The 23,547-nt window shown below is 68.9% G+C and carries 24 protein-coding genes and 1 pseudogene; 13 read left to right on the top strand and 12 right to left on the bottom strand.

The annotated features are described in order from the left end of the window. Positions 1-34: 34 nt before the first annotated feature. Positions 35-688 (bottom strand): DUF998 domain-containing protein, encoded by a 654-nt coding sequence (locus tag KV397_RS03330; protein WP_131492399.1) that lies wholly within the window; start codon positions 686-688, stop codon positions 35-37. A 178-nt stretch (positions 689-866) separates the two neighbouring features. Between KV397_RS03330 and KV397_RS03325 the strand changes: the two genes are divergently transcribed. Continuing rightward, positions 867-1,343, top strand: a complete 477-nt coding sequence (locus tag KV397_RS03325) for a hypothetical protein (RefSeq protein ID WP_248570196.1) — start codon at positions 867-869, stop codon at positions 1,341-1,343. A 98-nt stretch (positions 1,344-1,441) separates the two neighbouring features. On the opposite strand, the gene arfB is transcribed toward KV397_RS03325, so the two are convergent. Further along, positions 1,442-1,882, bottom strand: coding sequence for an alternative ribosome rescue aminoacyl-tRNA hydrolase ArfB (arfB, locus tag KV397_RS03320; protein WP_134352114.1), 441 nt, complete (start codon positions 1,880-1,882; stop codon positions 1,442-1,444). A 122-nt stretch (positions 1,883-2,004) separates the two neighbouring features. Between arfB and KV397_RS03315 the strand changes: the two genes are divergently transcribed. The 4 genes from KV397_RS03315 to dacB all read left to right on the top strand — a co-directional run bounded on the left by KV397_RS03315 (position 2,005) and on the right by dacB (position 7,436). Then, positions 2,005-3,753 (top strand): sensor histidine kinase, encoded by a 1,749-nt coding sequence (locus KV397_RS03315; RefSeq protein ID WP_261812173.1) that lies wholly within the window; start codon positions 2,005-2,007, stop codon positions 3,751-3,753. Continuing rightward, positions 3,741-4,403, top strand: coding sequence for a response regulator transcription factor (locus tag KV397_RS03310; protein WP_261812172.1), 663 nt, complete (start codon positions 3,741-3,743; stop codon positions 4,401-4,403). The genes KV397_RS03315 and KV397_RS03310 overlap by 13 nt, the downstream gene beginning before the upstream one ends. 190 nt (positions 4,404-4,593) lie before the next feature. Then, on the top strand, positions 4,594-5,859 hold the full coding sequence (locus KV397_RS03305; RefSeq protein ID WP_261812171.1) for a serine hydrolase domain-containing protein: 1,266 nt from the start codon (positions 4,594-4,596) through the stop codon (positions 5,857-5,859). Beyond that, positions 5,856-7,436, top strand: coding sequence for a D-alanyl-D-alanine carboxypeptidase/D-alanyl-D-alanine endopeptidase (dacB, locus tag KV397_RS03300; protein WP_261812170.1), 1,581 nt, complete (start codon positions 5,856-5,858; stop codon positions 7,434-7,436). The genes KV397_RS03305 and dacB overlap by 4 nt, the downstream gene beginning before the upstream one ends. A 33-nt stretch (positions 7,437-7,469) precedes the next feature. Here dacB and KV397_RS03295 read toward each other — a convergent pair whose 3' ends face one another. The 3 genes and pseudogenes from KV397_RS03295 to KV397_RS03285 form a co-directional block, all read right to left on the bottom strand. Beyond that, entirely contained in the window at positions 7,470-8,471 is a 1,002-nt protein-coding gene (locus KV397_RS03295; protein ID WP_047520937.1) for a TIGR00341 family protein, read from the bottom strand. A 121-nt stretch (positions 8,472-8,592) separates the two neighbouring features. Beyond that, positions 8,593-8,668, bottom strand: a pseudogene (locus KV397_RS03290). 85 nt (positions 8,669-8,753) lie between these two features. Beyond that, positions 8,754-9,740, bottom strand: a complete 987-nt coding sequence (locus tag KV397_RS03285; protein WP_261812169.1) for a helix-turn-helix transcriptional regulator — start codon at positions 9,738-9,740, stop codon at positions 8,754-8,756. 63 nt (positions 9,741-9,803) lie between these two features. Here KV397_RS03285 and KV397_RS03280 point away from each other — a divergent pair, with 63 nt between their 5' ends. The 4 genes from KV397_RS03280 to KV397_RS03265 all read left to right on the top strand — a co-directional run bounded on the left by KV397_RS03280 (position 9,804) and on the right by KV397_RS03265 (position 12,972). Further along, entirely contained in the window at positions 9,804-10,844 is a 1,041-nt protein-coding gene (locus tag KV397_RS03280) for an ATP-binding cassette domain-containing protein (RefSeq protein ID WP_153242834.1), read from the top strand. After that, positions 10,841-11,620, top strand: a complete 780-nt coding sequence (locus KV397_RS03275) for an ABC transporter permease (RefSeq protein ID WP_131492407.1) — start codon at positions 10,841-10,843, stop codon at positions 11,618-11,620. The genes KV397_RS03280 and KV397_RS03275 overlap by 4 nt, the downstream gene beginning before the upstream one ends. Positions 11,621-11,739: 119 nt before the next feature. Beyond that, complete coding sequence (locus tag KV397_RS03270; protein WP_261812168.1) at positions 11,740-12,657, top strand: hypothetical protein; 918 nt, start codon at positions 11,740-11,742, stop codon at positions 12,655-12,657. Between the two features lie 9 nt (positions 12,658-12,666). Continuing rightward, positions 12,667-12,972, top strand: coding sequence for a DUF4229 domain-containing protein (locus KV397_RS03265; protein WP_047520932.1), 306 nt, complete (start codon positions 12,667-12,669; stop codon positions 12,970-12,972). Positions 12,973-12,987: 15 nt separating this feature from the next. Here the strand turns inward: KV397_RS03265 and KV397_RS03260 are convergent, their stop codons facing one another. The 3 genes from KV397_RS03260 to KV397_RS03250 are packed head-to-tail and all read right to left on the bottom strand — an operon-like array spanning position 12,988 to position 14,685. Continuing rightward, a complete protein-coding gene (locus tag KV397_RS03260) occupies positions 12,988-13,962 on the bottom strand; it encodes a 1,4-dihydroxy-2-naphthoate polyprenyltransferase (protein WP_261812167.1) in 975 nt (324 codons plus the stop codon). Between the two features lie 51 nt (positions 13,963-14,013). Continuing rightward, positions 14,014-14,304, bottom strand: coding sequence for a DUF4287 domain-containing protein (locus KV397_RS03255; protein ID WP_261812166.1), 291 nt, complete (start codon positions 14,302-14,304; stop codon positions 14,014-14,016). An 18-nt stretch (positions 14,305-14,322) separates the two neighbouring features. Further along, on the bottom strand, positions 14,323-14,685 hold the full coding sequence (locus KV397_RS03250) for a cupin domain-containing protein (RefSeq protein WP_232763507.1): 363 nt from the start codon (positions 14,683-14,685) through the stop codon (positions 14,323-14,325). Between the two features lie 45 nt (positions 14,686-14,730). Here KV397_RS03250 and KV397_RS03245 point away from each other — a divergent pair, with 45 nt between their 5' ends. After that, on the top strand, positions 14,731-15,756 hold the full coding sequence (locus KV397_RS03245; protein WP_261812165.1) for an ArsR/SmtB family transcription factor: 1,026 nt from the start codon (positions 14,731-14,733) through the stop codon (positions 15,754-15,756). 9 nt (positions 15,757-15,765) lie between these two features. Here KV397_RS03245 and KV397_RS03240 read toward each other — a convergent pair whose 3' ends face one another. After that, positions 15,766-16,224, bottom strand: a complete 459-nt coding sequence (locus KV397_RS03240) for an Lrp/AsnC family transcriptional regulator (RefSeq protein ID WP_261812164.1) — start codon at positions 16,222-16,224, stop codon at positions 15,766-15,768. A gap of 72 nt (positions 16,225-16,296) precedes the next feature. On the opposite strand from KV397_RS03240, the gene KV397_RS03235 reads away from it, so the two are divergent. Both KV397_RS03235 and KV397_RS03230 read left to right on the top strand, forming a co-directional pair. Continuing rightward, complete coding sequence (locus KV397_RS03235; protein ID WP_261812163.1) at positions 16,297-17,736, top strand: DUF6421 family protein; 1,440 nt, start codon at positions 16,297-16,299, stop codon at positions 17,734-17,736. A 131-nt stretch (positions 17,737-17,867) separates the two neighbouring features. Continuing rightward, positions 17,868-18,527 (top strand): SDR family NAD(P)-dependent oxidoreductase, encoded by a 660-nt coding sequence (locus KV397_RS03230; protein WP_261812162.1) that lies wholly within the window; start codon positions 17,868-17,870, stop codon positions 18,525-18,527. Positions 18,528-18,551: 24 nt separating this feature from the next. Here the strand turns inward: KV397_RS03230 and KV397_RS03225 are convergent, their stop codons facing one another. Beyond that, complete coding sequence (locus KV397_RS03225; RefSeq protein ID WP_261812161.1) at positions 18,552-20,015, bottom strand: MFS transporter; 1,464 nt, start codon at positions 20,013-20,015, stop codon at positions 18,552-18,554. Between the two features lie 55 nt (positions 20,016-20,070). Here KV397_RS03225 and KV397_RS03220 point away from each other — a divergent pair, with 55 nt between their 5' ends. Then, positions 20,071-21,138, top strand: a complete 1,068-nt coding sequence (locus KV397_RS03220; protein ID WP_261812160.1) for a threonine aldolase family protein — start codon at positions 20,071-20,073, stop codon at positions 21,136-21,138. An 83-nt stretch (positions 21,139-21,221) separates the two neighbouring features. Here the strand turns inward: KV397_RS03220 and KV397_RS03215 are convergent, their stop codons facing one another. Then, a complete protein-coding gene (locus KV397_RS03215; protein ID WP_261812159.1) occupies positions 21,222-22,616 on the bottom strand; it encodes an MFS transporter in 1,395 nt (464 codons plus the stop codon). A gap of 154 nt (positions 22,617-22,770) precedes the next feature. Beyond that, entirely contained in the window at positions 22,771-23,541 is a 771-nt protein-coding gene (locus KV397_RS03210) for an SDR family NAD(P)-dependent oxidoreductase (RefSeq protein ID WP_261812158.1), read from the bottom strand. Between the last annotated feature and the right edge of the window lie 6 nt (positions 23,542-23,547).

Genomic DNA, 23,547 nt, shown 5'->3' with positions numbered 1-23,547 from the left:
GATGATGTCCGATACGTCTCTCCCACCGTACGGGTCATGCCGACCGCCGCACGCGAAGCGCCATCACACTCACCCATCCGAAGGCCACAGCACCGGTGATCGCGATCTGGATGCTGGACTCGGTGGGCGACATCGGCAGCAGGAGCACGACGGCGACCACCCCGTGACCGACCGCCGCCGCCCCATGACGCGCGCGGATCTCGCGGATCAGGAGTGTGATGGCGGCACCCGCGAGCGCGAGGAACGACAGCGCTGCGGCGGAGGTGTGCACGATCGAATGCCACGACATCGCGACGACGCCCTCCGGGGCGCCGACCGGGAATCCGTTCTGCGGATCCATCGGGAAGAGCCCGGCGAGGAGGAACGCCGCGCCGAAGATCCCGACGAAGATCGGTACCAGGCGTCGTCCGATGCCCTCGGTCCGCACCCGCCGGTAGGCGATGGCGAGCGCGATCCCGCCGAGGCCGGCGACGGCGAAGGTGAGCATCTGCACCCAGCCGACGGAGCCCGTCGCGAGTTGGCTCAGGGGATGGATGCGGATGTCGAAGCCCTCCCTGGCGATCCCCTGGATGATCGACGACGCATAGAACACAGGACCGGCGACAGCAGCGAACAGCAGCAGCCGTCGCGTCGACGCCTTTCGCGGCGGGCGGACCTGCTCCGGAGCGGGCGCGGAATGGGTGGTCATGGTGGTTTCCTCTCCGATGCCCCGGGCGGCGCATCTGAAGACACCACGGTGCCGACCCGCAGATCTCGACATCCTCGCCGAGGACTTCTCGCCCATCGCCGTGTCGAGATTCCGAAGTCGGCTCCGTCGTGTCTGTGAGCGCGGCATCCGCCGGGCCGATTTCGAACAGGAGAGAATCATGACGGACCAGACGCAGACCGACAGCACACAGCTCGGCGACGATGAGGTCATGGGCGAGCAACCCCAGCCCGATCCCCGGCTGCGCGCCCTCGACCGGCTCGTCGGCGAGTGGGTGGTCGACGGTGGGGCCCCCGGCACCGTGCGCTACGAGTGGATGCCCGGCGGGTACTTCCTCCTCCAGCACGTCGACCTCGAGCAGTTCGGCCAGCGGATCACCGGATTCGAGGTGATCGGCAACCTGCACCCGTTCGGCGAACCCGTCGGCGAGGACGTCGTCTCCCGCTTCTACGACTCGCTCGGCAACACCCTCGACTATGTGTACGAGCTCGAGGGTGACACGCTCACGATCTGGGGCGGGGTCAAGGGCAGTCCGGCGTACTTCCGCGGGACGTTCACGGAGGACGACCGGGTCATGGCCGGCGAGTGGGTCTATCCCGGTGGCGGCGGCTACCCCTCGACGATGACCAGGAAGTGAGCACAGGCGTTCCCGTCGCGCTTTCGACGGCTATCGGGCCGTTTGCGGGCGAAAGTGCGACGGGAGCGCGGAAAGGAACCGTGCAGGTCGCTCCGCGCTCAGGAGTCGCGAGGCGGTCGACGCAGGTTCTTGGTCTCGGTGCGGCGCTGCTTCGCCTTCAGCCGACGCTCCTTCGAACCGCGAGTGGGTGCGGTCGGGCGACGCGGAGGAGCCGGCGGGCGCAGCGCCTCGGCCACCAGCGCGACGAGCCGATCCCGCGCGGCGTCTCGATTGCGCAGCTGTGCACGGTGCTCGGATGCCGCGATCGTGAGCACCCCGTCGACCAGACGCCCGCTGAGCCGGTCGAGCAGCCGATTCCGCTGATGCGGGGAGAGCACCGCCGAGTTCGCCGCATCCCAGACGAGCTCCGCCCGCGAATCCGCGGTGTTGACACCCTGCCCACCGGGTCCCGACGACCGCGAGAAGCGCCACGACAGCTCGGACTCGGGGATGGTGAGGCCCGACGAGACCCGCAGACCGGGGCGATGGGCAGAAGGCATACCTCCATCATCGGCCCTTGCGAGGCCGCACTCGACGACGACCGCTGTCCGGTTGCTCTGCGGCACCCCCGTCCGCCAGTGTGGAAGCACACCGACCCGTCCTGCTCACCGAGAGACCCTTCGTGTCTGCCCCCGTCTCGCCCCTCACCAGCCCCACACCGCGACGCCTGCAGGGCGGCCGCACGGGGTCGCTCGAACTCGCCCTGATGGTCGTCGCCGTCTTCACGGCCCTGCTCGGAATCATCGTGATCGCCGTCGGCTCCGAGCAGAGTGGCGAGCCGTTCGCCGTGCTGGCTTTCGTCGCACTCGCGTGGATCTGGGCGGGCGCGGGGATCTGCGCGTGGTGGCGGCGGCCGACCAACGGCATCGGTGGTCTGCTCCTGGTCGGTTCCGTTTCGATCTTCCTCATGAGCACCGGCGTTCTCGGCCCTCCCTCGATGAACTGGCTCAACGCTATCTTCGCGACGACGCCGCTCGGCGTCGCGATCCATCTGCTGCTCGCGTTCCCTTCCGGGCGCGTCCGTGGCCGACTCTCGGCGACCGCGGTCGTGCTCGGCTACGTGACCTGCATCGTCTTCGACACGGCACGTGCGCTCACGACCGGCACCCCGGCGTTCGAACGGCTGTCATTCGTGCAGAGCGTGCTCGGCGTCACGGCCATGGCCATGACCGCGGTGGTGCTCGCCCAGCGCTTGCGGTCCGCGGATGCGGCGCATCGGCGACGCCTGCTCCCTCTCTACACGTACGGACTTCTCGCGGTGATCTGCCTGCCGCTCATCCCGAACGTCCTGTTGCCGATGGGACTCGACTTCGACATCGTCATCTCCTTGCAGTGCGTGCTTCTCGCGGGACTGCCGATCGCGTTCCTCTTCGGGGTCCTCCGCGGCGGTTTCTCCCGCACGGCTCCCCTCGAAGCACTGAGCGAATGGCTTGCGATCCGAGGAGCGAGCCGTCCGGCCGTCGCGCAGGCGCTGGCGACGACGGTCGGGGATGACACCCTGCGGGTCTCCTACTGGGATGCCGCGAAAGGACAGTATGTCGACGAACGCGGTGAGCAGGTGCTCCGGGACCAGCTGCTCTCCGACCGCGACCGCGCATGGCTTCAGGTGAGAGTGGATGACGACGTCGTCGGGGCGGTCGACTACGACGCCCGGATGATCGCCGAGCCAGGACCCGTGCGTCGCGCCGCCGAAGTCCTCGCCATCGCCCTCGATCGCGAACGCCTGACCGCGCAGCTCCTCGTCAGCAACCAAGCTCTCAGCCGGTCGCGGGTCCGCCTCGTCGAAGCCGCCGACCGTGAACGCTCGCGCATCGCGCGCGATCTGCACGACGGGTTGCAGATGCAGCTCGTCCTCCTCGCCATCGAAGCACAGACCATCGCGAACGCAGCCGGCGGATCCGCCGTGACCGGTGACATCGAGAAGCTGCGTCGGGGGATCGACCTCGCCGCCGCCGACCTGCGTCGCCTCGTCCACGACGTGCTTCCGGCCGCCCTGCTCGAGCGGGGTCTCCTCGCCGCCACCGAAGACCTGATGGACCGGTTGTCGGTGCCGACGACGCTCGAGGCGGACGTCGACGAGACGATGATCTCGACGTCCACCGCCCACACCGCGTACTTCATCATCGCGGAGGCCTTGGCCAACACCGTCAAGCACGCCGGAGCCTCCCGGGTCCGCATCGCCCTGACACAGCGCGACGGGCGGATCTCGCTCGACGTGGAGGATGACGGGGTCGGCGGCGCGCGGATCGGCGCAGGAGCGGGCCTGCGCGGCCTCGCCGACCGGGTGGACGCGCTCAGCGGCACGATCTCGATCCGCTCGGAGCCGTTGCGCGGCACCCGCGTCCGCGTGGAGCTGCCATGCGCGTCGTGATCGGCGAGGACGAAGTGCTGCTGCGCACCGGCATCGCCCACATCCTCTCGAACGACGGGTTCGATGTGCTCGCCACCGTCGGCGACGCGTTCCACCTCGAACAGGAGGTGGAACGACACCGCCCCGACCTCGTCCTCACCGACATCCGGATGCCGCCGACGCACACCGACGAGGGACTGCTCGCCGCCGTACGGATACGTCGCGCCCGTCCGAACCTCGGCGTGGTCGTGGTCTCCCAGCACGTGCAACGCCGGTACGCCACCGAGCTCCTCGAGGGCGGCGGCGGTTTCGGGTACCTGCTCAAACAACGGATCGCCGATGTCCACACGTTCACGGCCGATCTCCGTCGTGTCGCCGCCGGTGGCACCGCTCTCGATCCCGAGGTCGTCTCGGTGCTGGTGGCACGCGCGAGCCGCGGCGCATCGGCCGTCGCGCGTCTCACGCCGCGTCAGATCGAAGTGCTCGAGTTGATGGCGCAGGGACGCAGCAACGCGGCCATCGCCGCACAACTCGTGTTGAGCGAGAAGGCCGTCGTGCAGCACACCTCCAGAATCTACGACGCGCTCGGCCTCCCCGTCGACGCGGACGATCATCGTCGCGTGCTCGCCGTCCTCCGCCATCTCCAGGCGGCGCCCCCGCCCGCGACCTGAGACACTGAGCGCGGGCGGACCGAACGGTCCCCTCCCTGCCAGGCCCCAGCCTCACCGGCGCGTTCCCCGGCGGCCATAGACCTGAGTCGCCATTCCGAAGAGGCGACCGGGGTCCATTGCTGCGGGCGCCGCTGTGCACCACAGTGGCTGGGGTGGGCCATCGCCCGCCGAATCTCACGCTGGGAGACCCATGACGCACCGCACCCGACGCCCGCTGCTCACGTCTGCGCGCACGCGCGCACGCACGCGGGCTCCCCGGACCGACGCTGACGGTGCCCGCGCGCGGGCCGTCACCGGTCTCGCCACAGTCGCGATCTTCGCCGTGCTGCTGGCGGGGTGCAGCGGGGCACCGACACCGGCAGCGAGCACCAGCGGCGGTTCCGAGACCTCCGGCACGCTCCGCCCCGCGGCGCCCGAGGGTACGCTGCCCGACGAGACGCAGACCGCGCTGCAGCAGATCGTCGACCAAGCGATGGCCGAGTACGCGGTGCCCGGCGCCGCGGTCGGCGTATGGATTCCGGGCGAGGGCTCGTGGACCTCGGCCTTCGGCCTCGCCGACATCGAGGGCGAGGTGCCGGTATCGCTCGACATGACCTGGCCCCTGCGAAGCGTCACCAAGTCGTACACCGTGACCCTGATCCTCCAGCTCGTCGACGCGGGCGAGATCAGCCTCGACGACACGATCGACCAGTACGTCGACGGCATCACGAACGGTGACAGCATCACGATCCGCCAGCTCGCCGACATGTCGAGCGGCAACGCGGATTACACCACGACCGAGGGCTTCGGCGCGGCCTACAGCGCCGACGAGTCGACGATCTTCACCCTCGACCAGCTCAACGGATTCCTCGTCGACCAGCCTGCGCAGTTCGCACCGGGCACACAGCGGATCTACACGAATGCGAACACCAACCTCCTCGGTGCGGTCGTCGAGCAGGTCACAGGACAACCGTTCCAGGCGGCACTCGACGAGCGGATCCTGGAGCCGCTCGGACAGAACGGCACGCGGTACACCCTGGATGCCACGACGTGGACCGAGCATCCGCTCGGCCACGTGATGCTGGACGGCGAGCAGGTCGTGCAGAACGACAACCTGTCGATCTACGGACCGGCCGGGTCGATGGTGTCCACGCTCGACGACGCCCGTGTCTGGGCGGAAGCGCTGGGCTCCGGCCTCCTCCTCGAGCCCTCCACACAAGCCGAACGCCAGGACGGGGCACCCCTCGACCAGGGACCTCCCTACGATCGATACGCCCTGGGCATCGGTGAGACGAAGGGCTGGTGGGGGCACAACGGCGAGGGCTTGGGCTTCACCGCGGCGGTGTTCCACGACCCCGAGACGGGCACGAACGTCGCCGTGTTCATGAACGAATCGAACGTGGTTCCGAAGGCGCATCCTGCGGATCAGACGTTCCGTCGGATCGCGGATCTCCTCGCCGATCGGAACGCCGAATGAACGCGGCGGTCTTTCTCCGGCGCGGCGCCACGGTCGCAGCGGTGGCGGCGCTCGTCCTCGCCGGCGCGACCGCATGCACCACGGAGGCCCCCACCGACCCCTGGGCCGTCGACGGCCTTCCGGACGCCGCGCTGGACGTGATGAACCAGGACCGGTACGAGCACGCCACCTGGTCGATCGCCGTGCACGACCTCGAGACCGGAGAGGTGCTCATCGATCTCGGCGCGGACCGGATGGTGGAGCCAGGCTCCTTCGCCAAGTCCTACAGCGCCGGAGCCGCATGGCTCGAGTGGGGTCCTGACCACACCATCACGACACCGGTCAAGCGCACCGGCGAGGTCACGGCTGGTGTCCTCGCCGGCGATCTCGTGCTCGTGGGGATGGGCGACCTCACGATGGGTGGACGCACGAAGGACGACGGAGGCGTGGACTTCACGAACCTCGACCACAACGACGCGAACTTCCTCCCCGGCTCGACGCTCACGCCCCAGGATCCCCTCTCCGGGCTGAACGAGCTCGCCGCGCAGGTGAAGGCGTCGGGCATCGATTCGGTCGTCGGTGACGTGGTGGTGGACGACCGTCTCTTCACGGGCACGCTCGGCGGGCAAGCGGTGACCCCGACCGTCATCAACCAGAATCTGGTCGACGTGATGGTGCAGCCGACGGAGCCCGGAGAGCCCGCCGGAACGACGTTGACCCCCGCCGTCTCACCGTGGACCGTCACCTCGACTGTCGAGACCGTGGAGGCCGGGGGCACGACCGACATCACCATCGACGAGTCCTCGCACGACGGCGAAGTCGTCCTGTCGGGCACCATCGCGGCCGACAGCGAGCCGCAGCTCAAGGTCTATGCGTTCGACGACCCCGCCACCTTCGCACGCACGGCGTTCATCGAAGCCCTCGGGCGCGCCGACGTCGCGGTGGCCGCCGATCCGCTCGCCACGAACCCCGGGACGGAACTCGCCGAGCGCGCGGAGGTCGACACCATGCCGACGGTCGCGGAGCTGGAGTCACTCCCCCTCGCGGAGGAGGTCACGTATGTCATGAAGATCAGCTACAACCGCGGTGCGCAGACGCTCGTCTGCCGTCTCGCGGTGGAGCGCGGCGACTCGGAATGCGACGCGGGCATGCCGATCGCCGGCGAGATCTGGAAGGACGCCGGGCTCGACGTCACCGGAGCAGCGCTCATCGACGGCTCGGGTCTCGAGGGGAACTACGTGACACCGGCGAATGCCCTGCAGATCCAGACGTTGATGGCCCAGCGCCCTGACGCCGAACGTTGGAAGGCCACGCTGCCGGTGCTCGGCGTCGACGGCTCGCTCGCGATGGTCGGGGCCGACGGTCCGGCCGCGGGCAAGGTGTTCGCGAAGACCGGCACCCTCCTCAACTGGGACGCCTTCAACCAGCGCTTCCGACTCGCCACCAAGACACTCGGCGGCGTCATGGAGACGGCGTCCGGACGCGACCTCGCTTTCACGATCATCGTCACCCAGGGGTTCTTCGACGACCTGGACGGCATCCTCGACGCGAATGACGACGTCGGCGCCGTGACCGCGATCATCCAGCAGGCCTTCTGACAACGCGGGGTCGTTCCCTACGCATGGGGGCGCTCACTGCACGACGAGCTCGGTCCCCTGACCCGCGTCGACGACGACCCCGATGTACGAGGGCACGGTCTTGGCGATCTCCTCCTGAAGGTCGTCCAGCGGCGGAGTCGAGCCGTCTGGGGTGGTGAGGGAGACCGTGGCCGTCAGCCCGCTCCACTGCACCGGCCCGTGGATGTGACCGCCGCTCTCGTCTCCGAGCCAGTCGGCCGTCACATTCCGGATGCTGACCGACCAGCGGGCGACCGCGATCGAGGCGATCGAGTTCGCCGCCAGCGGGAGAGCGATGATCAGGGCCAGCGTCACGACGATCGCATAGGCCCGGCGCCGATCGGCGGTGGGCGAAGAACCGGGGTCCCGCGCGTACCCCGCCACCGTGAACACGATGCTGCCCGCGATCACCAGCGCGAACACGTTCGAGAGGAACAGGACGAGAGCACCGAGCGCCTCGGGCCACTGCCCCTGCCCCGCGCACACGCCGACCACACCGAGCGGCGGCACGAGGGAGATCGCGATCGCGACGCCCGGCATCACCGCGCTCAGGTCCTTGCGGCACATCGCGAATCCGCCGGCGAACCCGGTCGCCAGCGCGGCCATCAGATCCATCAGGCTCGGCGAGGTGCGTCCGATCACCTGCGAGTTGGTGGACAGGCTCTCCGGGGTCGCGACGAAGACCGCGAACACCAATCCGAGCGCGATGACGATGACGACCCCGCTGAGGACCCACAGGATTGACGAGAGGACCCTCCGCGGATGGCCGGTGACGATCCCCCAGGCGATGCCGAGGATCGGTGTGCCCAGCGGGGCGATGATCATCGCCCCGATCACGGTCGCCGTCGAGTCGGTCAGCACTCCCGCGATCGCGATCACGCCGGAGAGCGTGAGCATGATGAGGAAGCCCGTCCGCTTGCTGAGGGCGTCTCCGGCGCCCAGGTTCAGCGCATCGTCCAGCGCCTCGGCCGACAGCCGCTGCGACGGCGGGATCAGAGTCTGCGTCAGTCTCGACATGCCGCGGACCCCGTCTCCGCGCCTCGTGTTCTCGTCATGACCGAAAGCTAGGCACGCGGACCCCTGCGCGCAAGATCCCCTCGCCCGCACGGGAGGAGGTGTGGCGGACCGTCGGGAGAAGTGGACGCGACGGCGGGAGTCGAACCCGCAACGCCGTCAGGTATGAGCTGAGGCCCGGGACCACCCGGATCGCCGCGATGCGAACGACGTTACCCGGCCGTGATCTTCCTCGCTAGAACCGTTTCCTGGGATGACGCTCCGAGTCTTCGGATGACCGGCCCGTCACTCGAGTTCATCCGGCGCAGCAGCGTCGAGGGCGCGCAGCAGCCGTCCGACGGCCTCGCGCAGCTCGCTGCGATGCGGCTCGGACAGCGCCACCGTGTACTCGACCCCCTCGGGGATCCAGAGCAGTCCATACATGGCCTCCCGCCAATCGGAGCCGCCGACCGGCCAGTGCGTGCGGTCGTCGCCCACGGGCGTCGCCCCCTCCCACCACGGCCCGAAACGCTCCTGCACCTCGGCGAGCGGCAGCTCCATCACGGCCGCTGCCGTGACGTTCTGCGGCGACCAGGACGCCGCCACGAGCACGCGCTCTTCGATCTCCTGTTCGGTGATCTCGTGCCGGCTGAACAGCACGCGGGTGTGCTCGACCGACACGATGCGGTCCACTCGGAAAGTGCGCCAATCGTCACGATCGAGATCCCAACACAGCAGGAACCACTTGCGGCCGGCCGGTGCGAGAGCATGTGGCTCGACCCGGCGGACGCTCTCCTGCCCTTCCCCGTCCACGTAGCGCAGCCGCAACCGTTCTGTGTCGCGCGTGGCGAGGGCGATCTCTCCGAGCACCTCCGGCGAGACCACCGGAGCATCGCCGATACGGGGCGCCTGCACCGACGCGGCGAGCGCGTTGACCCGCTGTCGCAATGCCGAAGGCAGCACCTGTTCGAGCTTCGCGAGCGCCGTGAGCGTGACATCCGGCCCCCCGACCAGCTGCTGAGTGGCAGCCACCCGCAGCCCGATGGCCATGGTCACCGCCTCATCGTCGTTGAGCAGCAGTGGCGGCACGGCGCTCCCGGCCTCCAATCGATAACCACCCGCAGCCCCGGGCGTCGACTCCACCCGGTAACCGAGCTCCCGCAGACGATCGACGTCGCGACGCACTGTGCGCTCGGTGACGCCCAGGCGTGTCGCGAGCTCGGCTCCCGGCCAATGTCTGTGCGTCTGCAGCAGATTGAGCAGAGCGAGGGCGCGGGCGGTCGTGTCGGTCATGCGTCACAGATTGCCAGACAACGAGGACGAGATCTGTCCGCATTTCTTTCTACGCTCCCCCTCATGAACGAATCCCTCATCGAGACCGAAGGCCTGACCAAGGTCTTCACCGTCAAGAAGACACCGGTGCACGCGGTGACCGATGTCTCCTTCACCGCCGTGCGCGGCGAGCTCGTCGCCTTCCTCGGCCCGAACGGCGCAGGCAAATCGACCACCCTCCGGATGCTGACCACTCTGATCCCGCCGACCTCCGGTCGCGCGACGATCGTCGGACACGACATCCGCACGGACGCAGCCGGGGTGCGCGCGCGCATCGGCTACGTCGGGCAGCTGACGAGCGGCAGCTTCTCGCAACGCGTTCGGGATGAGCTGCTGAGCCAGGGCGCGTTCTACGGGATGTCTCGCCGGGACAGCGCACGGCGGGCGAGCGAGCTCATCGAATCGCTCGATCTCACCTCTTTCGCGAACCGCAGCGTGCAGCAACTCAGCGGCGGGCAGAAGCGTCGACTCGACATCGCGCTGGGGCTCATGCACGCTCCGCCCCTGATCTTCCTCGACGAGCCCTCCACCGGACTCGACCCGCAGAGCAGGGCCAACCTCTGGGAGCACATCCTCGACCTGCGCACCCAGCACGGCACAACCGTCTTCCTCACCACGCACTACTTGGAAGAGGCCGACCGTTACGCCGAACGAGTGATGGTCATGGACAAGGGCCGCATCATCGCGGACGACGACGCCACCTCCCTCAAGGCGAAGCTCGCCGGAGACGTGCTGACGTTCGGATTCGCGGATGCTGCCGACGCGGCGAGCGCGCGGAGCGTGGTCGCTCGTCTCAGCGCGGCTGAGGTCACGGTCGAAGACTCCGAGATCTCGCTCGCGGTCCCGGAGGGCGACAGGCTGCTCCCGGTGGTCGTGCGAGAACTCGACGCCGCCGGCATCACCGTCCATCGGGCGACCGGAGTGCCACCCACCCTCGACGACGTGTTCCTCGCTCTCACCGGACGCACCCTGCGCGAGGCCGGAGAGGGCGCCGAGGCCGCCGTCGACTCGCCCGATCCCGCACCCTCCCTCTCGGGGAACGACATGACAGGAGTCCACTCATGACCGACAACGACACACGCGTGCGCCCGAACCTCGCGCGCGACACCGGCAATGTGCTGAGCCGGGAGCTCAAGCCCGTTCTGCGCGACCCGTTCACGCTGATCTTCAGCCTCTTGCAGCCGCTCATCTTCCTGGGACTGTTCGCCCCGCTGTTGATCGGCGACTCCGGGCGACCGGCCGGCGAGACCCTGGCCTGGTTCGTGCCGGGCGTGCTAGTGATGATCGTGCTGTTCGGCACCGGGTCCACAGGATCGAACCTGCAGTACGAGATGATGACCGGCTCGCACGAGCGCACACTGGTCGCCCCGCTCGCCCGCTCCTCGCTGCTGATCGGCCGTGCACTCAAGGAGATCGCGCCCATCGTCGTGCAGGCACTCGTGATCGTCCTGATCGCGTGGCCCTTCGGATTCACGGTCGACGTCCCCGGCCTGCTCATCGGGCTGGCCTTGCTGGCCGTGTTCGGGGTGGGCCTCGGCTCACTGTCGTACTCGCTCGCGCTGGCGACGAAGGACCGGGAGTGGCTCTTCTGGGGGGTGCAGCAATCGTTGATCTTCCCGCTCCTGATCCTGTCGGGGATGCTGTTGCCGCTGGACGCGGCGCCTGGATGGATGCGAGTGGTCGCCTCGTTCAACCCGGTGAACTGGGTCGTGCAGGCTGAGCGCGCACTCTTCGCAGGCGACCTCGGGGATGAGACAGTGATGTGGGGCTGGCTCTCGGCGCTCGCGGTCGCGGTCGTCGGACTGGCCGTCGGCGTACGCGCCATCCGTCGCAGCAGTTGACGCGAGTGCGAAACCCGGACGCGGCGTCGGCCCGTCAGCATGTCGTCCCACGACACACCGACAACCGCACGACGCGTCTGGGTTTCGGCAACGCCCTCGGATCAGGGACGATGAGGAGCATGCTCTGGCCCTTCGGATCGACCTGGCGCCCGGTGCGGTGGAGACGGCGCGACGCCCTCGAGCTGCGCTGGCTCTCGGCCCGCACGTGGACCCGCCGCTGGTACCCCCAGGGCATCGACCTCGGCAGCTGGCGCGACCGCCCCACGATCGCCGTGAGCTGGTTCCGGCAGCGCCTCGACGGCGTCCATCTCGCCTCCCGCGTCACCCTCGTCGACCGGGAACGCGCGCGACACCTGGACATCGTCCTCGTGGTCACCGGGGACGACGGCGAGCTCGAGCCGGCGCCGATCCACGCCGGTGGCCTCGCCTGGTTCGGGGATCGATTGTTCGTCGCGGCGACGGGACGCGGCATCTGGGAGTTCGACCTCTCCGACATCCGCCAGGTCCGCGGCGCCGACGCCCGACGACTCGCCGGAGCGCGCGCCCGTAGGAGCCGTGCCACCGCGCTCGTGGCCGTGCGCGCCGCCGTGCATCCGGTCGCTCTGCGCTGCTCCTTCCTCGGCCGGGTGTTCGACGACGACGGCTCTCCCCTCCGACGCGTGCTCATCGGCGAGCACCGCACCGACGGCAGCGGCCGGATCGGCGAGTTCTCCATCCCCGAGGACCCTGAGGACGCCTTCCTCGAAACGGACCGCTTCGCCCCCGACATCGCCCGCATGCAAGGGGCGGTGCGGTGGGGCGACCGCTACTTCGTGTCACAGTCCGACCAGTTGCACCCCGGCGTGCTGTGGAGCGGTCCGCAGTCCGCGCTCACCCGAGATCGCGCGGCACTGCCGGTCGGCTGCGAGGACCTCGCACTCGACCTCGACGCCGAGCTGCTGTGGACGCTGGGCGAACACCCCTGGCGGCGCGTGGTGCGTGGCATCCCCTTCGCTCACCTGGGCATCGGCGACGGAGGCAAAGCACAGCGAACGTAGACTGAAGGGGTGAAGAAGCCCGCCCCTTTCCTCGTCTACACCGTGCTGCGGCTGCTGGCATTCCTGGTGCCGCTCGCCATCCTGTGGTTCTTCCTCCCGATCTTCCGCGAGTTCTGGTGGCTCGCGGCGATCTTCGCCGCCCTCATCGGGATGAGCATCTCGATGCTGTTCCTGCGCACGCCCCTCACCGACGTCTCCGCCCGCTTGCAGGAGCGTCGGGAGAGCCGCTCCTCCGGTGGTCAGGCCGACGCGGAGGCCGAGGACCGGGCCATCGACGATGCGAACGAATCCGTCGACGACGACCCGCGGGTCTGACTCTCGCGCGCCGGGTCAGCCGACGAACGCCCAGAAGAGAGCGCCCGCGTAGAGCAGCGCGGTGAGAGAGGTGAGCGCCAGCGCGGTCACCAGCTCCTTCGGCTGCCGGTACGACCAGACGATCGCGATGGCGGGGAGACCTGCGAGCAACGCCAGCAGCGAGATCCACGCGATCGGGAACAGCAGCGCCAGGACGGCCGCGATGCCGAACGGCACCAGGACGAACAGCGTGAACAGCACCTGGGTCGCCCGGCGCCCGATCAGCACGGTGAGCGTGCGCTTGCCGACCTCGCGGTCCTGATCGATGTCTCTCAGGTTGTTGGCCAGCAGGACGGCGCATGCGAACAGGCCGGCGGCGATCGCCCCGAGCCAGGCCTGCTGCGGCAGGTCGAACACCTGCACCCACGTGGTGCCGAGCGTCGCCACGAGCCCGAAGAACACGAACACGAAGACCTCGCCCAGGCCGTAGTAGCCGTAGGGACGCTTGCCCCCGGTGTAGAACCACGCCGCGATGATGCACGCGGCACCGACGGCGAGCATCCACCACTGCCCCGTGCGGATCACGATCGCCAGCCCGACGGCTGCGGCGAGCGCGAAGAAGCCGAGACCGATGATCAGCACGGTGCGGGGCTTCACCCGTCCGGAGGCGGTGAGCCGCGCCGGGCCGACGCGGTGGGTGTCCGTCCCGCGGATGCCGTCGCTGTAGTCGTTCGTGAAGTTCACACCGATCTGCAGCAGCACCGCGACGGCGAGGCAGGCGAGCGCGATGACCCAGTGGAACTCGGGACCGGTGCTGCGCGCCGCCCCCGTGCCGATGACCACCGGCGCGATCGCGAGCGGCAGCGTGCGCAGCCGTGCAGCCCCGATCCAGTCGGATACCGTCACCGGCCCCGCTTCGACGACCGGACGCTTCGCCGGGTTGCCGCTTCTGCGGGTCGGCGTGCGCTGGGCACTCGGGGCCTTCTTCTTGCGCTGGGAGGATGCTGCCACGCAGGGAATCCTACTGGCCGGGACGATGCGCGGCCTGCGCATGCGGAGGGATCAGGCGTTCGGATTGCTGTCCTTGCCGTCGAGCCACAGGGTGTCGGAGGCGTCCCCGTGGGCGCCGCCCTTGCCCACGTGCTTGTCGCTGATCTGCGGACCCTTCGTGATCACGTGCACGAGCGCCATCGCGTGGCCCTGTCCGAGCTGATAGTCCTCTTTGAGCCACGCGACGATGGGCGCGGCCTTGGTCGTCTGGTCGAAGCCCTTCTCCGTGGCGCGTTCGAGGAACTGTCGCGGGGTGAGGCCGGTCTTGGTCTCGATGTTGTCGAGGTATGCCTGGAAGGACATGGGGTCTCCTACGGTGTGTCAGTCCTCGTCGAGGAACGTCTGGATGATGGTGGCGGAGGCGTGGATGCCGATGATCTTGAGAACCCCGTCACCCGCATTGGTGAAGCGGTGCGGGATGAAAGCGGGGCCGGTGGCCGTGTCTCCGGCCTCGGCGACGAACGTCTCCTCGCCCACCGTGATCGAGGCGACGCCCTCGATCACGACCCAGGTCTCAGGATAGGGATGCCAGTGCAGCCCCGGCCCCTCGCCCGGTTGATTCTCGACGAAGAAGTACGACACCTCGGCGCCGTGTTCGACCCCGACGAATCGGCGGCTGCGACCCGAGCCGATGCGGATATCGGCGCCGGCGACGACCCCGACGGGAAGAGATGTGCTGTTCATGACCCCAGTCTCGACAGCGAAGGACGCACCCCCTAGAGTTTCGATGTGCATCGAAACTCCGGTCCGATCGAAGGCATCGAGCATCCCGATCATCGCGTCGAGTTCCACCTCACCCCCGGCGACGTCGAGGCGGTGCGGTTCGGCATCTCACCCGGTCACGAATTGGCTCACGCGGTACGTGTGCTGCGGCGTCCCGCCGCGCATCCGCTGCAGTGGGGATGGCTGCGGGCGGTTCGCGATCGTCTTCCGCGCGACGACTTCGCCCTGCTCACCACCGTGATCGGAGATGACGGCTACCTGCCCGACTTCCTGACCACCGCGCCCCGGTGGGACCTGACGCCCGAGGTCGAGCTCGAGGAGCTGCGCGGCGCACCGCTCGAGCCGATGCGCGTCGACTTCGGGAAGATGGTGGTGCGTTCGACCGGCGCTCGACGACAGGCGCTGCGCGAGATGCAGGATCACCCCGAGCGCGCCCGCGGCCTCATCGCGGACGCCTGCGCCGCCGTCTGGGACGCGGCGCTCGCCCCGGTGTGGCCGCAGCTCGAGCGCCTGCTGCGCGCCGACATCGCCGTCCGCACGCGCGCGATCGCGAGCACGGGCATCGCGGGGATGGCCGGCGACCTGCACCCTCAGGTGACCTGGGGTGCAGGTGCCGTCCGTGTCTCCCTCCGCCGTCACAGCGAGCAGGTCGACTGCCGGGGAAGCGGTCTCGTCCTGGTCCCCTCGGTCATGTCGTCGTGGGGGTGCATGGTGCTGACCGAGCCTCCCGCGCAACCCACCCTGTTCTACCCCGCCCGAGGCGTCACGGCCGGCTGGGCGCGGGACGCGACCGAGATCGCCGATGCCCTCGGCGCGCTGCTGGGGCCGGCCCGCGCCGGCATCCTGCTTCGGGCCGGGACCGCCCGCACCACCTCGCAGGTCGCCCAGGAGGCCGACCTCGCGATCTCCACCGCCTCGCATCACCTCGCCGTGCTCCGAGGCGCCGGCCTGATCGCCAGCGAACGCGATGGCGCCAGGATGCAGCACCTGCGCACCCCGCTCGGCGAGGCGATGGTGGGTGCCGTGCTCTGAGTCGCGCGGCTACTCGGCCGAGCCCACCGGGATGATCGGCCGGTGCTCGTAGTAGGTCTGCAGCACCACGGTGGTGCGCGTGCTGACGTTCGCCGCGAGGCGCACATCCCGCACGAGTTCCTCGAGCGCCCGCGGAGTCGGGACGCGGACGAACAGCATGTAGCTCGCGTCGCCGGCGATGGAGTGGCAGGCCTCGATCGCGTCGAGGTGCTCGAGCATCTCGGGCGCGTTGTCCGGCTGAGCCGGATCGAGCGGCGTGATCTCGATGAAGGCGGAGAGCGGCGTGCCCACCTGCTCGGGGTCGAGGATCGCCCGATATCCGGAGATCACGCCGCGCGTCTCCAGCCTGCGCAGGCGGGACTGCACCGCCGAGACCGAGAGCCCGACGGCATCCGACAGCTGGGAGAGCGTGGCACGCCCGTCACGGGAGATCGCGGTCAGGATCGCGCGGTCGACAGAGTCATCCATAGCTGTAAGATTATCGTCAGGATTCCGTTTATGCAGGAATCTTTCCGCCTAAATCTCTGATCGGAGGTCCCGATGTCCCTTCTTTCCGCCAACAGTTCCGCTGTTCAGGCCATCGTCGGCGAACCCGAGGTCGTCGAGGACGCAGCGATCGCCGAGCAGTCCGCCGCCTGGGCGCAGCTCAAGGACGCCGCGATCGCGATCCGCGAGATGCAGATCAAGGACGGCTCGATCCCCGACGCCGCGCACCACGCCGCAGCCCGCGAGCTCGTCGGTGCGATCATCGGCGCGATCCGCGCACTCGCCCCTGCCTTCCCGCATGACGCCGAGTACCTCGCCGCATCGGTGGTTGACTTCGACCGTTGGGCATCGGAGGACTTCGGTGTGCCGGACTTCCTCGACTCGCTCGTGGCCTTCCAGCCGCAGCAGCACCGAGTCGACGGCATCCGCCACCTCGTCGTGTTCCCGATGTACACCCAGAACGGTTCGAGCGACCGCCTGGTCGAGGCTTTGATCGTCGAGACCATCTGGCCCGAGTTCATCGCTGCTCTCGAGGCGGGCGACTACGGCAACAAGCTGTTCGTCTCGCTCCGTCTGGTCGATTTCACGCCCGGCTACGACACGAACTCGGCCGTGCTGTTCCCCGAGACCGTCGCGATGCGCGAGATCCCGACCTTCACGTGGGGCGCGATCTTCCAGGACCGTGAGGCCGCCCGCTACCGTCGCGTCACCCGTGCCGCGGCCGAGATCACCAACCTCGAGCTGCCGGAGCGCGCGGCCGCGATGCTCGACGACCAGCAGGTGGCGGAGAAGACCTTCGTTATGTGGGACATCATCCACGACCGCACGCACATGCGCGGGGATCTGCCGTTCGACCCGTTCATGATCAAGCAGCGGATGCCGTTCTTCCTCTATTCGCTGGAGGAGATGCGCTGCGACATGACGGCGTTCCGCGAGTCCGTGAAGATCGAGCGCGCGCTCGCAGCCCGCATCGCCGCCGGCGAGGAACTCACCGAGACCGAGCAGGAGATGCACGACTACGCGCACCTCGTGCAGTACGCGGTGATCTTCGACCGCATCTTCCGGTTCGCCATCACGGGCACCCGCACCCGCAACTACGATGCGGTCGGCGGCCAGCTGCTGTTCGCCTGGCTGCACCAGCGCGGTGTGCTGCACTGGACCGACACCGCCCTCGCGTTCGACTGGGACAACGTGCCCGACGCCGTGGTCGCTCTGGGAGACGCGATCGACGACCTGTACTGGCACTCGATCGACCGCCCGAAGGTCGCGCACTGGCTCGCCGCATACGAGCTCGTCCGCGGCACGCTGACCCCGCATCCCGCCTCGCAGTGGGCGCGCGGTCTGTCGGACGAGATCCTCGCCGGCGCACCGAAGGGCTACACGGACGCGGTGATGGACGACGAGTTCCCGCTGTCGATGTTCTTCGAGACCCTCCACAAGAAGATGAAGCCGGTCATCGAATCGACCGTCGGCATCCGCGGCACGGACGACTGATGACCACGCGCGCACCGCGCGCGTTCCGAGTGTGACGCTGGGGCGCACCGCGCTGCGGCCGGAACCTGTTCTGCGGATTCTTCCGCGGGTTCCGGCCGCAGAAGCCCCTCCGACGCGGAAGAGTGGGAGACATGGCTGAACAGACGGATTCGAGACTCTCCGGCCGCAGGGTCGTGCTGGCGGGAGCCACCAGCACTGCGGGTCTCGCGGTCGCGCGTGCCCTGCACGGAGCCGGTGCGCACGTCATCGCCACCGGTCGCTCCGCCGACAGACTGCAGGAGCTCGCCGATGCCGGCGCCGAGGTCGTGGTCGCCGATGCGACCTCCCTCGCGGAGATGACCGCACTCGCCTCGCGGTCGGGAGCCGTCGACGCGGTGATCCCGCTGGTGGGCGGCTGGCGCGGCGGCGGCGGCCTCGCCGGGCAGTCGGACGAGGACTTCGCCGCATTGCTCCCCGCCCTCGAATCCGTGCGCGCCACGAGCCGGGCCTTCGACGCCGCGCTGCGCGCCTCCGAGGCCGGACGATTCGCGATCGTGTCGTCGACCGCCGTCGCACGACCCCTCGCCGGCGGAGCGAACTACGCCGCCGTCAAGGCCGCTAGTGAGGCCTGGGCGCGGGCGGTTGCTCAGGGGTACGCCAAGGCCGCGCGGGAAGCCGGGGTACCGTTGCGCACCGCCTCCGTCGTGCTCCGCGCCAAGGCTCTCGACCCCCAGGCTCTCGCAACCCGGATCCTCTCGCTGTGGGACGCCGACGCCGCCGACCTCAACGACCGGGTGTTCGACCTGGAGTGAGTCCGGACGGGATCTCCGCCGCGCTCAGCGGGCTTCCGGCGGTATGCCCGGCACGACGGGCGGGGCCTCCACGTGCCGGACATCGGCGTGCTCTTCCGGCTCTTCTCCCCCGCTCGCGTCCGAGGTGTGCGGCGCCGCCCCCTCGGCGTCTCCCTCGGGCGTCGGGATGTCCTGCTCCGGCGCCTGCGCATAGAGCTCGGTGAGCTTGCGGTACGAGCGGGTGAAGAAGGCGAGCGTCGCGGCCACCACCATGATCAGTCCCGCGAAGAGGCAGATGAGGGCGATGCCCCGGGCCTCGCCCTCGCCGAGCAGCCACCCCCACTGCTGCTGCCCCTCGGCGGTGTTCATGTACGGGATGATCAGGAACTCCGCGATCGGGGCGATCAGGAACGCGGTGATCGGCGCCGCCGCTGCTTCCATCGCCGCCGCGACCCCGAACACCCGCCCCTGTCGCTCGAACGGGACGACCTTCTGGATCACGGTCTGCTCCGCGGCCTCGACCGGCGGCACCAGTGCCATGTACACCCACATGCCGACCACGTACAGCGGCCACCACTCGCGCAGCATGAACACCGAGCCCAGCAGTCCCATCGCGATGACCACGAGCAGCATCGTGCGCATCGGCTTGGGGCCGAGGCCGAACTTCGCCACGAGCGCACCACCGATCAAGAAGCCGGTCGACGCGAACGCCAAGGCGAAGCCCCAGGTCTGCGCGTCGAACAGGGTCAGCCCGTACGGATCCATCAGCGCCATGTAGACGCCGCCGATGAGGTTGTTGAACGTGGAGAAGATGATGAGCGCGAACAGCCCGGGAGCGAGGCGGATCGCCTTCACACTGCCGCGGAAGTCGAGAGCGCTCGACGCCTCGGGGTCGGGCTTCGGCGTCCCCTCGGGGATGCGGATGAAGAGCAGGTGCGCGAAGGTGAGCGCCATCGCAGCGATCGCGATCGCGAGGGTCCAGCCCATGCCGAGGAACCCGATCGAGAGCCCCGAGAACACGCTGGTGACCAGGAAGGCGATGCCCTGCACGGTTCCCACGAGGCCGTTGGCGTTCGCGCGGCGGTCTTCAGGGATGAGCAGGGTGACGGTGGTCGAGAGGGCGATGTTGCGCAGCTGCTCGATCACTCCGCCGAACAGGATCACGCCGGAGAACAGCCAGAACCACGGGCCGCCCAGATCGAGGAGCGCTGCTTCGGGCTGCCAGAGATACAGAGCGCCGGCGACCAGGAAGGCGGCCGCCGAGATGACGCTCGAGATGACCATGACCGTGTGCTTGCGGTTGCGGTCGACGATGGTGCCGAACGCCATCGCGAAGAACGCGATGAAGAGCATGTACGCACCACCGATGATGCCCGTGGCCAGCACGGACTGCGTCTCGATGTAGACCCAGAACGTGAGCGCGAACCAGAGGAAGCTCGTTGTCACGTTCGCAATGAGCGTGTTGACGAGGACGTTGCCGAAAGCCCTCTTGGCTGCGGTGCGCTCCATGGGATAGAGGGTAGGGCGGGGCGGGGACATTCGGTAGGGCGATTAGGCTTGAGCGGTGAGCATCCAGCATGATCCCGCGATCCGCGGCTTCGCCAGTGACAACTACTCCGGCATCCACCCCGACGTCCTCGCGGCGATCGCCGCGGCGAACGGCGGTCACCAGAGCGCCTACGGCGAGGATGCGTACACCGCCCGCCTGCAGGAGGTCTTCCAGGCGCACTTCGGCGACGGCGTGGAGGCGTTCCCCGTGTTCAACGGCACGGGTGCGAACGTGACCGGCCTGCAGTCCATGCTCCCCCGGTGGGGCGCCGTGATCGCGGCGTCGACCGCGCACATCAACGTCGACGAGGCTGCCGCCCCGGAGAAGATCGGCGGCTTCAAGCTGCTGACGGTTCCCACCGACGACGGCAAGCTCACCACCGAGCTGATCGACCGCGAGGCCTGGGGCTGGGGCGACGAGCACCGGGCGCAGCCTCTGGTGGTCTCGATCACGCAGAGCACTGAGCTGGGCACCCTGTACACCGCAGAAGAGATCCGCACGATCGCCGATCACGTGCACGAGCGCGGCATGAAGCTGCACCTCGACGGCGCCCGCATCTCCAACGCCGCCGCCGCCCTCGACCTGCCCCTGCGTGCTTTCACCCGGGACGTCGGCGTCGACGTGCTCACGTTCGGCGGCACCAAGAACGGTGCGATGCTCGGCGAGGCGATCGTGGTGCTGAACCCCGACGCCGCCGAAGGCCTCAGATTCTCGCGCAAGTTCAACATGCAGCTGTCGTCGAAGATGCGCTTCGTCTCGGCCCAGCTGATCGCGCTGCTCGACGGCGACCTCTGGCTGCGCAACGCCCAGCACGCCAACGCCATGGCGGCCCGTCTGCGCTCCGAGATCGAGGCCGGCATCGCCGAAGGATCCATCCACGGCGTCGGCTTCACGCAGCCGACCCAGTCGAACGGCGTGTTCGCGACGCTGCCCGAGGGCGTCGCCGACCAGCTCCGCGACTCGTTCCGGTTCTACGACTGGGATGCCGCCCGCAAGGAAGTCCGCTGGATGTGCGGCTTCGACACCGAGGAGGCCGACGTCGACGCGTTCGTCGCCGAGCTCTCCCGCCTCACGCGGCGCTGACCCGGGGCCGACCTCGGCGCGGTGCTCCTGGAACGGGCGCGCACCCCGAGGGATGCGCGCCCGCCCGTCCGCTTCCGTCCGCGTCAGTCTCCGGACGCCCTCTCCGGGCCCAGCAGGGCATCGGCCTTCGCGCTGAAGAACCGCGTCGCCCACATCAGGATCGCTCCGAGGAACGCGAAGACACCGAGCGACACCACTCCCCACGCGCCGCTGTCCGTCGGGATCGACTCGTTGACGGCGGTGCGCATGATCGGCGCGACGAACCCTCCGAGGTTGCCCAACGAGTTGATCAGACCGATACCCGCCGCAGCGGCCGCTCCGGTGAGGAACGACGTCGGGAACGACCAGGTGATCGGACCCGTCGACAGGAACGCCGCGACGGCCACGGTGATCGCGACGATACCGAGCAGGCCCTGCCCGTTCGCGCCGGCCCAGGCCGAGACGAGGATCGCCAGTCCTGTGATCAGGAAGAACAGCGCACCCCAGGTCCGGCGACGCCGCACCGTCGTGGCGTGCTTGCCGACGTAGTAGCAGGCGAACAGACCGCAGGCCCACGGGATGGCGGAGACGAGGCCGACCTGCCACCCGACGGATTCCCCGATCAGGCTCGAGACCTGCTGCGGCAGGTAGAAGGTCGTGCCGTAGACGGCGATCTGCAGGCAGAAGTAGATGGTGGTGAAGTACCACACCTTCCCGCTGATCAGCGCGGCCCCGATACCGCGCGGACCGTCCTGTTCCTTGACCGCATCCTCATGCGCCATGACCTCCTTGAGCGCGCGCTTCTCGTCGTCATCGAGGAACTTCGCCTTCTGCGGGGAGTCGACGAGGAAGGAGAACGCGGCGATTCCGGCGAGTACCGCGAGCGCGCCCTCGACGAAGAACATCACCTGCCACCCGGCCCACGGGGTGAACTGGTCGCCGAAGCTGATCAGTCCGCCCGAAAGCGGCGCGCCGAGCATCTGCGAGAAGGGTTGAGCGAGGTAGAACAGCGCGAACATCTGCACGCGACGCTTGTTCGGGAACCACTGCGACAGGAACATGATCACGCCGGGGAACAGGCCGGCCTCGGTCACGCCGAGGAGGAAGCGCAGGATGATGAACATCGGCTCACCGTTGACGAAGGCGAACGCGGCGGCGACGATGCCCCAGGTGATCGCGATGCGGGCGAGCCAGAAGCGCGCCCCGAACTTGTCCAGCAGCAGGTTCGAGGGGATCTCGAACAGCGCGTACCCGATGAAGAAGATGCCCGCACCGAGGGCGTAGGCACCGGCGGTGATGCCGCGGTCCACCTCGAGCGCAGCCTCCGCGAAACCGACGTTCGTGCGATCGAGGAACGCGACGAAGTAGAGGATGATCAGCATCGGCATCAGCCGGAAAGTGGCCTTCTTGATGCCGCTGGCGAGATGCGGACTGGACAGCAGATCCGACGCGACGTCGGCGTCTGCCCGTGTCGTGGGATCGGACGGGATGGGTGACATGTGGACTCTCCTTTGAGTGCTTCTCACGAGGGACGGTGGGCTCAGGCGCCCAGTGCCGGGATGATCAGGAAGAGGCCGACGGCCACGCAGATCACACCGAGCGCGAGAAAGGCGATGCGACCCCGGGACCAGGTGCCGTTCATGGTCTTCTCCTTCAGTGCATGTAGAGGCCGCCGTCGACGTTCAGGGTCTGTCCCGTCACGAAACCGGCGTCTTCGCTGATCAGGTAGGCGACCGCCGCGGCGATGTCCGTCGGGGTGCCGATACGGGGAAGCACGCCGTCCGCGGCCATCGCGGTCTTCCGCGCCTCGGTCAGCGTGCCGCCCATGATGTCGGTGTCGATGGGACCGGGCGAGATCACGTTCGCGGTGATGCCGAGCGGGCCGAGCTCACGGGCGATCGAGCGCATGAGTCCGACGACGCCGGCCTTGGACGCCGAGTACGGGGTCTTCGAGAACGTGCCGCCGCCGCGCTGGGCGGAGACCGAGGAGATGCCGACGAGCCGGCCGACGCCGTTCTCGGCGAGTGTGCGCGCCACGCGCTGGGTGACCCAGTGCGTCCCTTCGAGGTTGATCCGCTGCACGCGATGCCACTCCTCGGGTGTGACGTCGAGGTAGGGGACGGGCGACGAGACACCGGCGAAGGTCGCCAGCGCCACGATCTGCGGAAGTGCCCCTTCGAGGGCATCGACCGCGGCGACGGCCTGGTCGTGGTCCGACACGTCGGCCCCGACTCCGGCAGCGCGCACGTGATGGGTCTCGGCGACCTCGGCCGCGGTGCGGGTGGCGGCCTCCACGTCGAGGTCGATGATGCCCACGTTCCACCCGCGCGCGGCGAGATGGAAGGCGGCCGCACGGCCGATGCCGCGGGGGCTCGCCGCTCCGGTGAGGATCACCGTGCGTTCTTCGGGGAAGCGGGATGCCACGGCGGA

Source organism: Microbacterium aurugineum, assembly GCF_023101205.1.
Classification (GTDB): domain Bacteria; phylum Actinomycetota; class Actinomycetes; order Actinomycetales; family Microbacteriaceae; genus Microbacterium; species Microbacterium aurugineum.
Note: the sequence above shows the minus strand (reverse complement) of the source record. Positions and strands in the feature narration are given on the sequence as shown.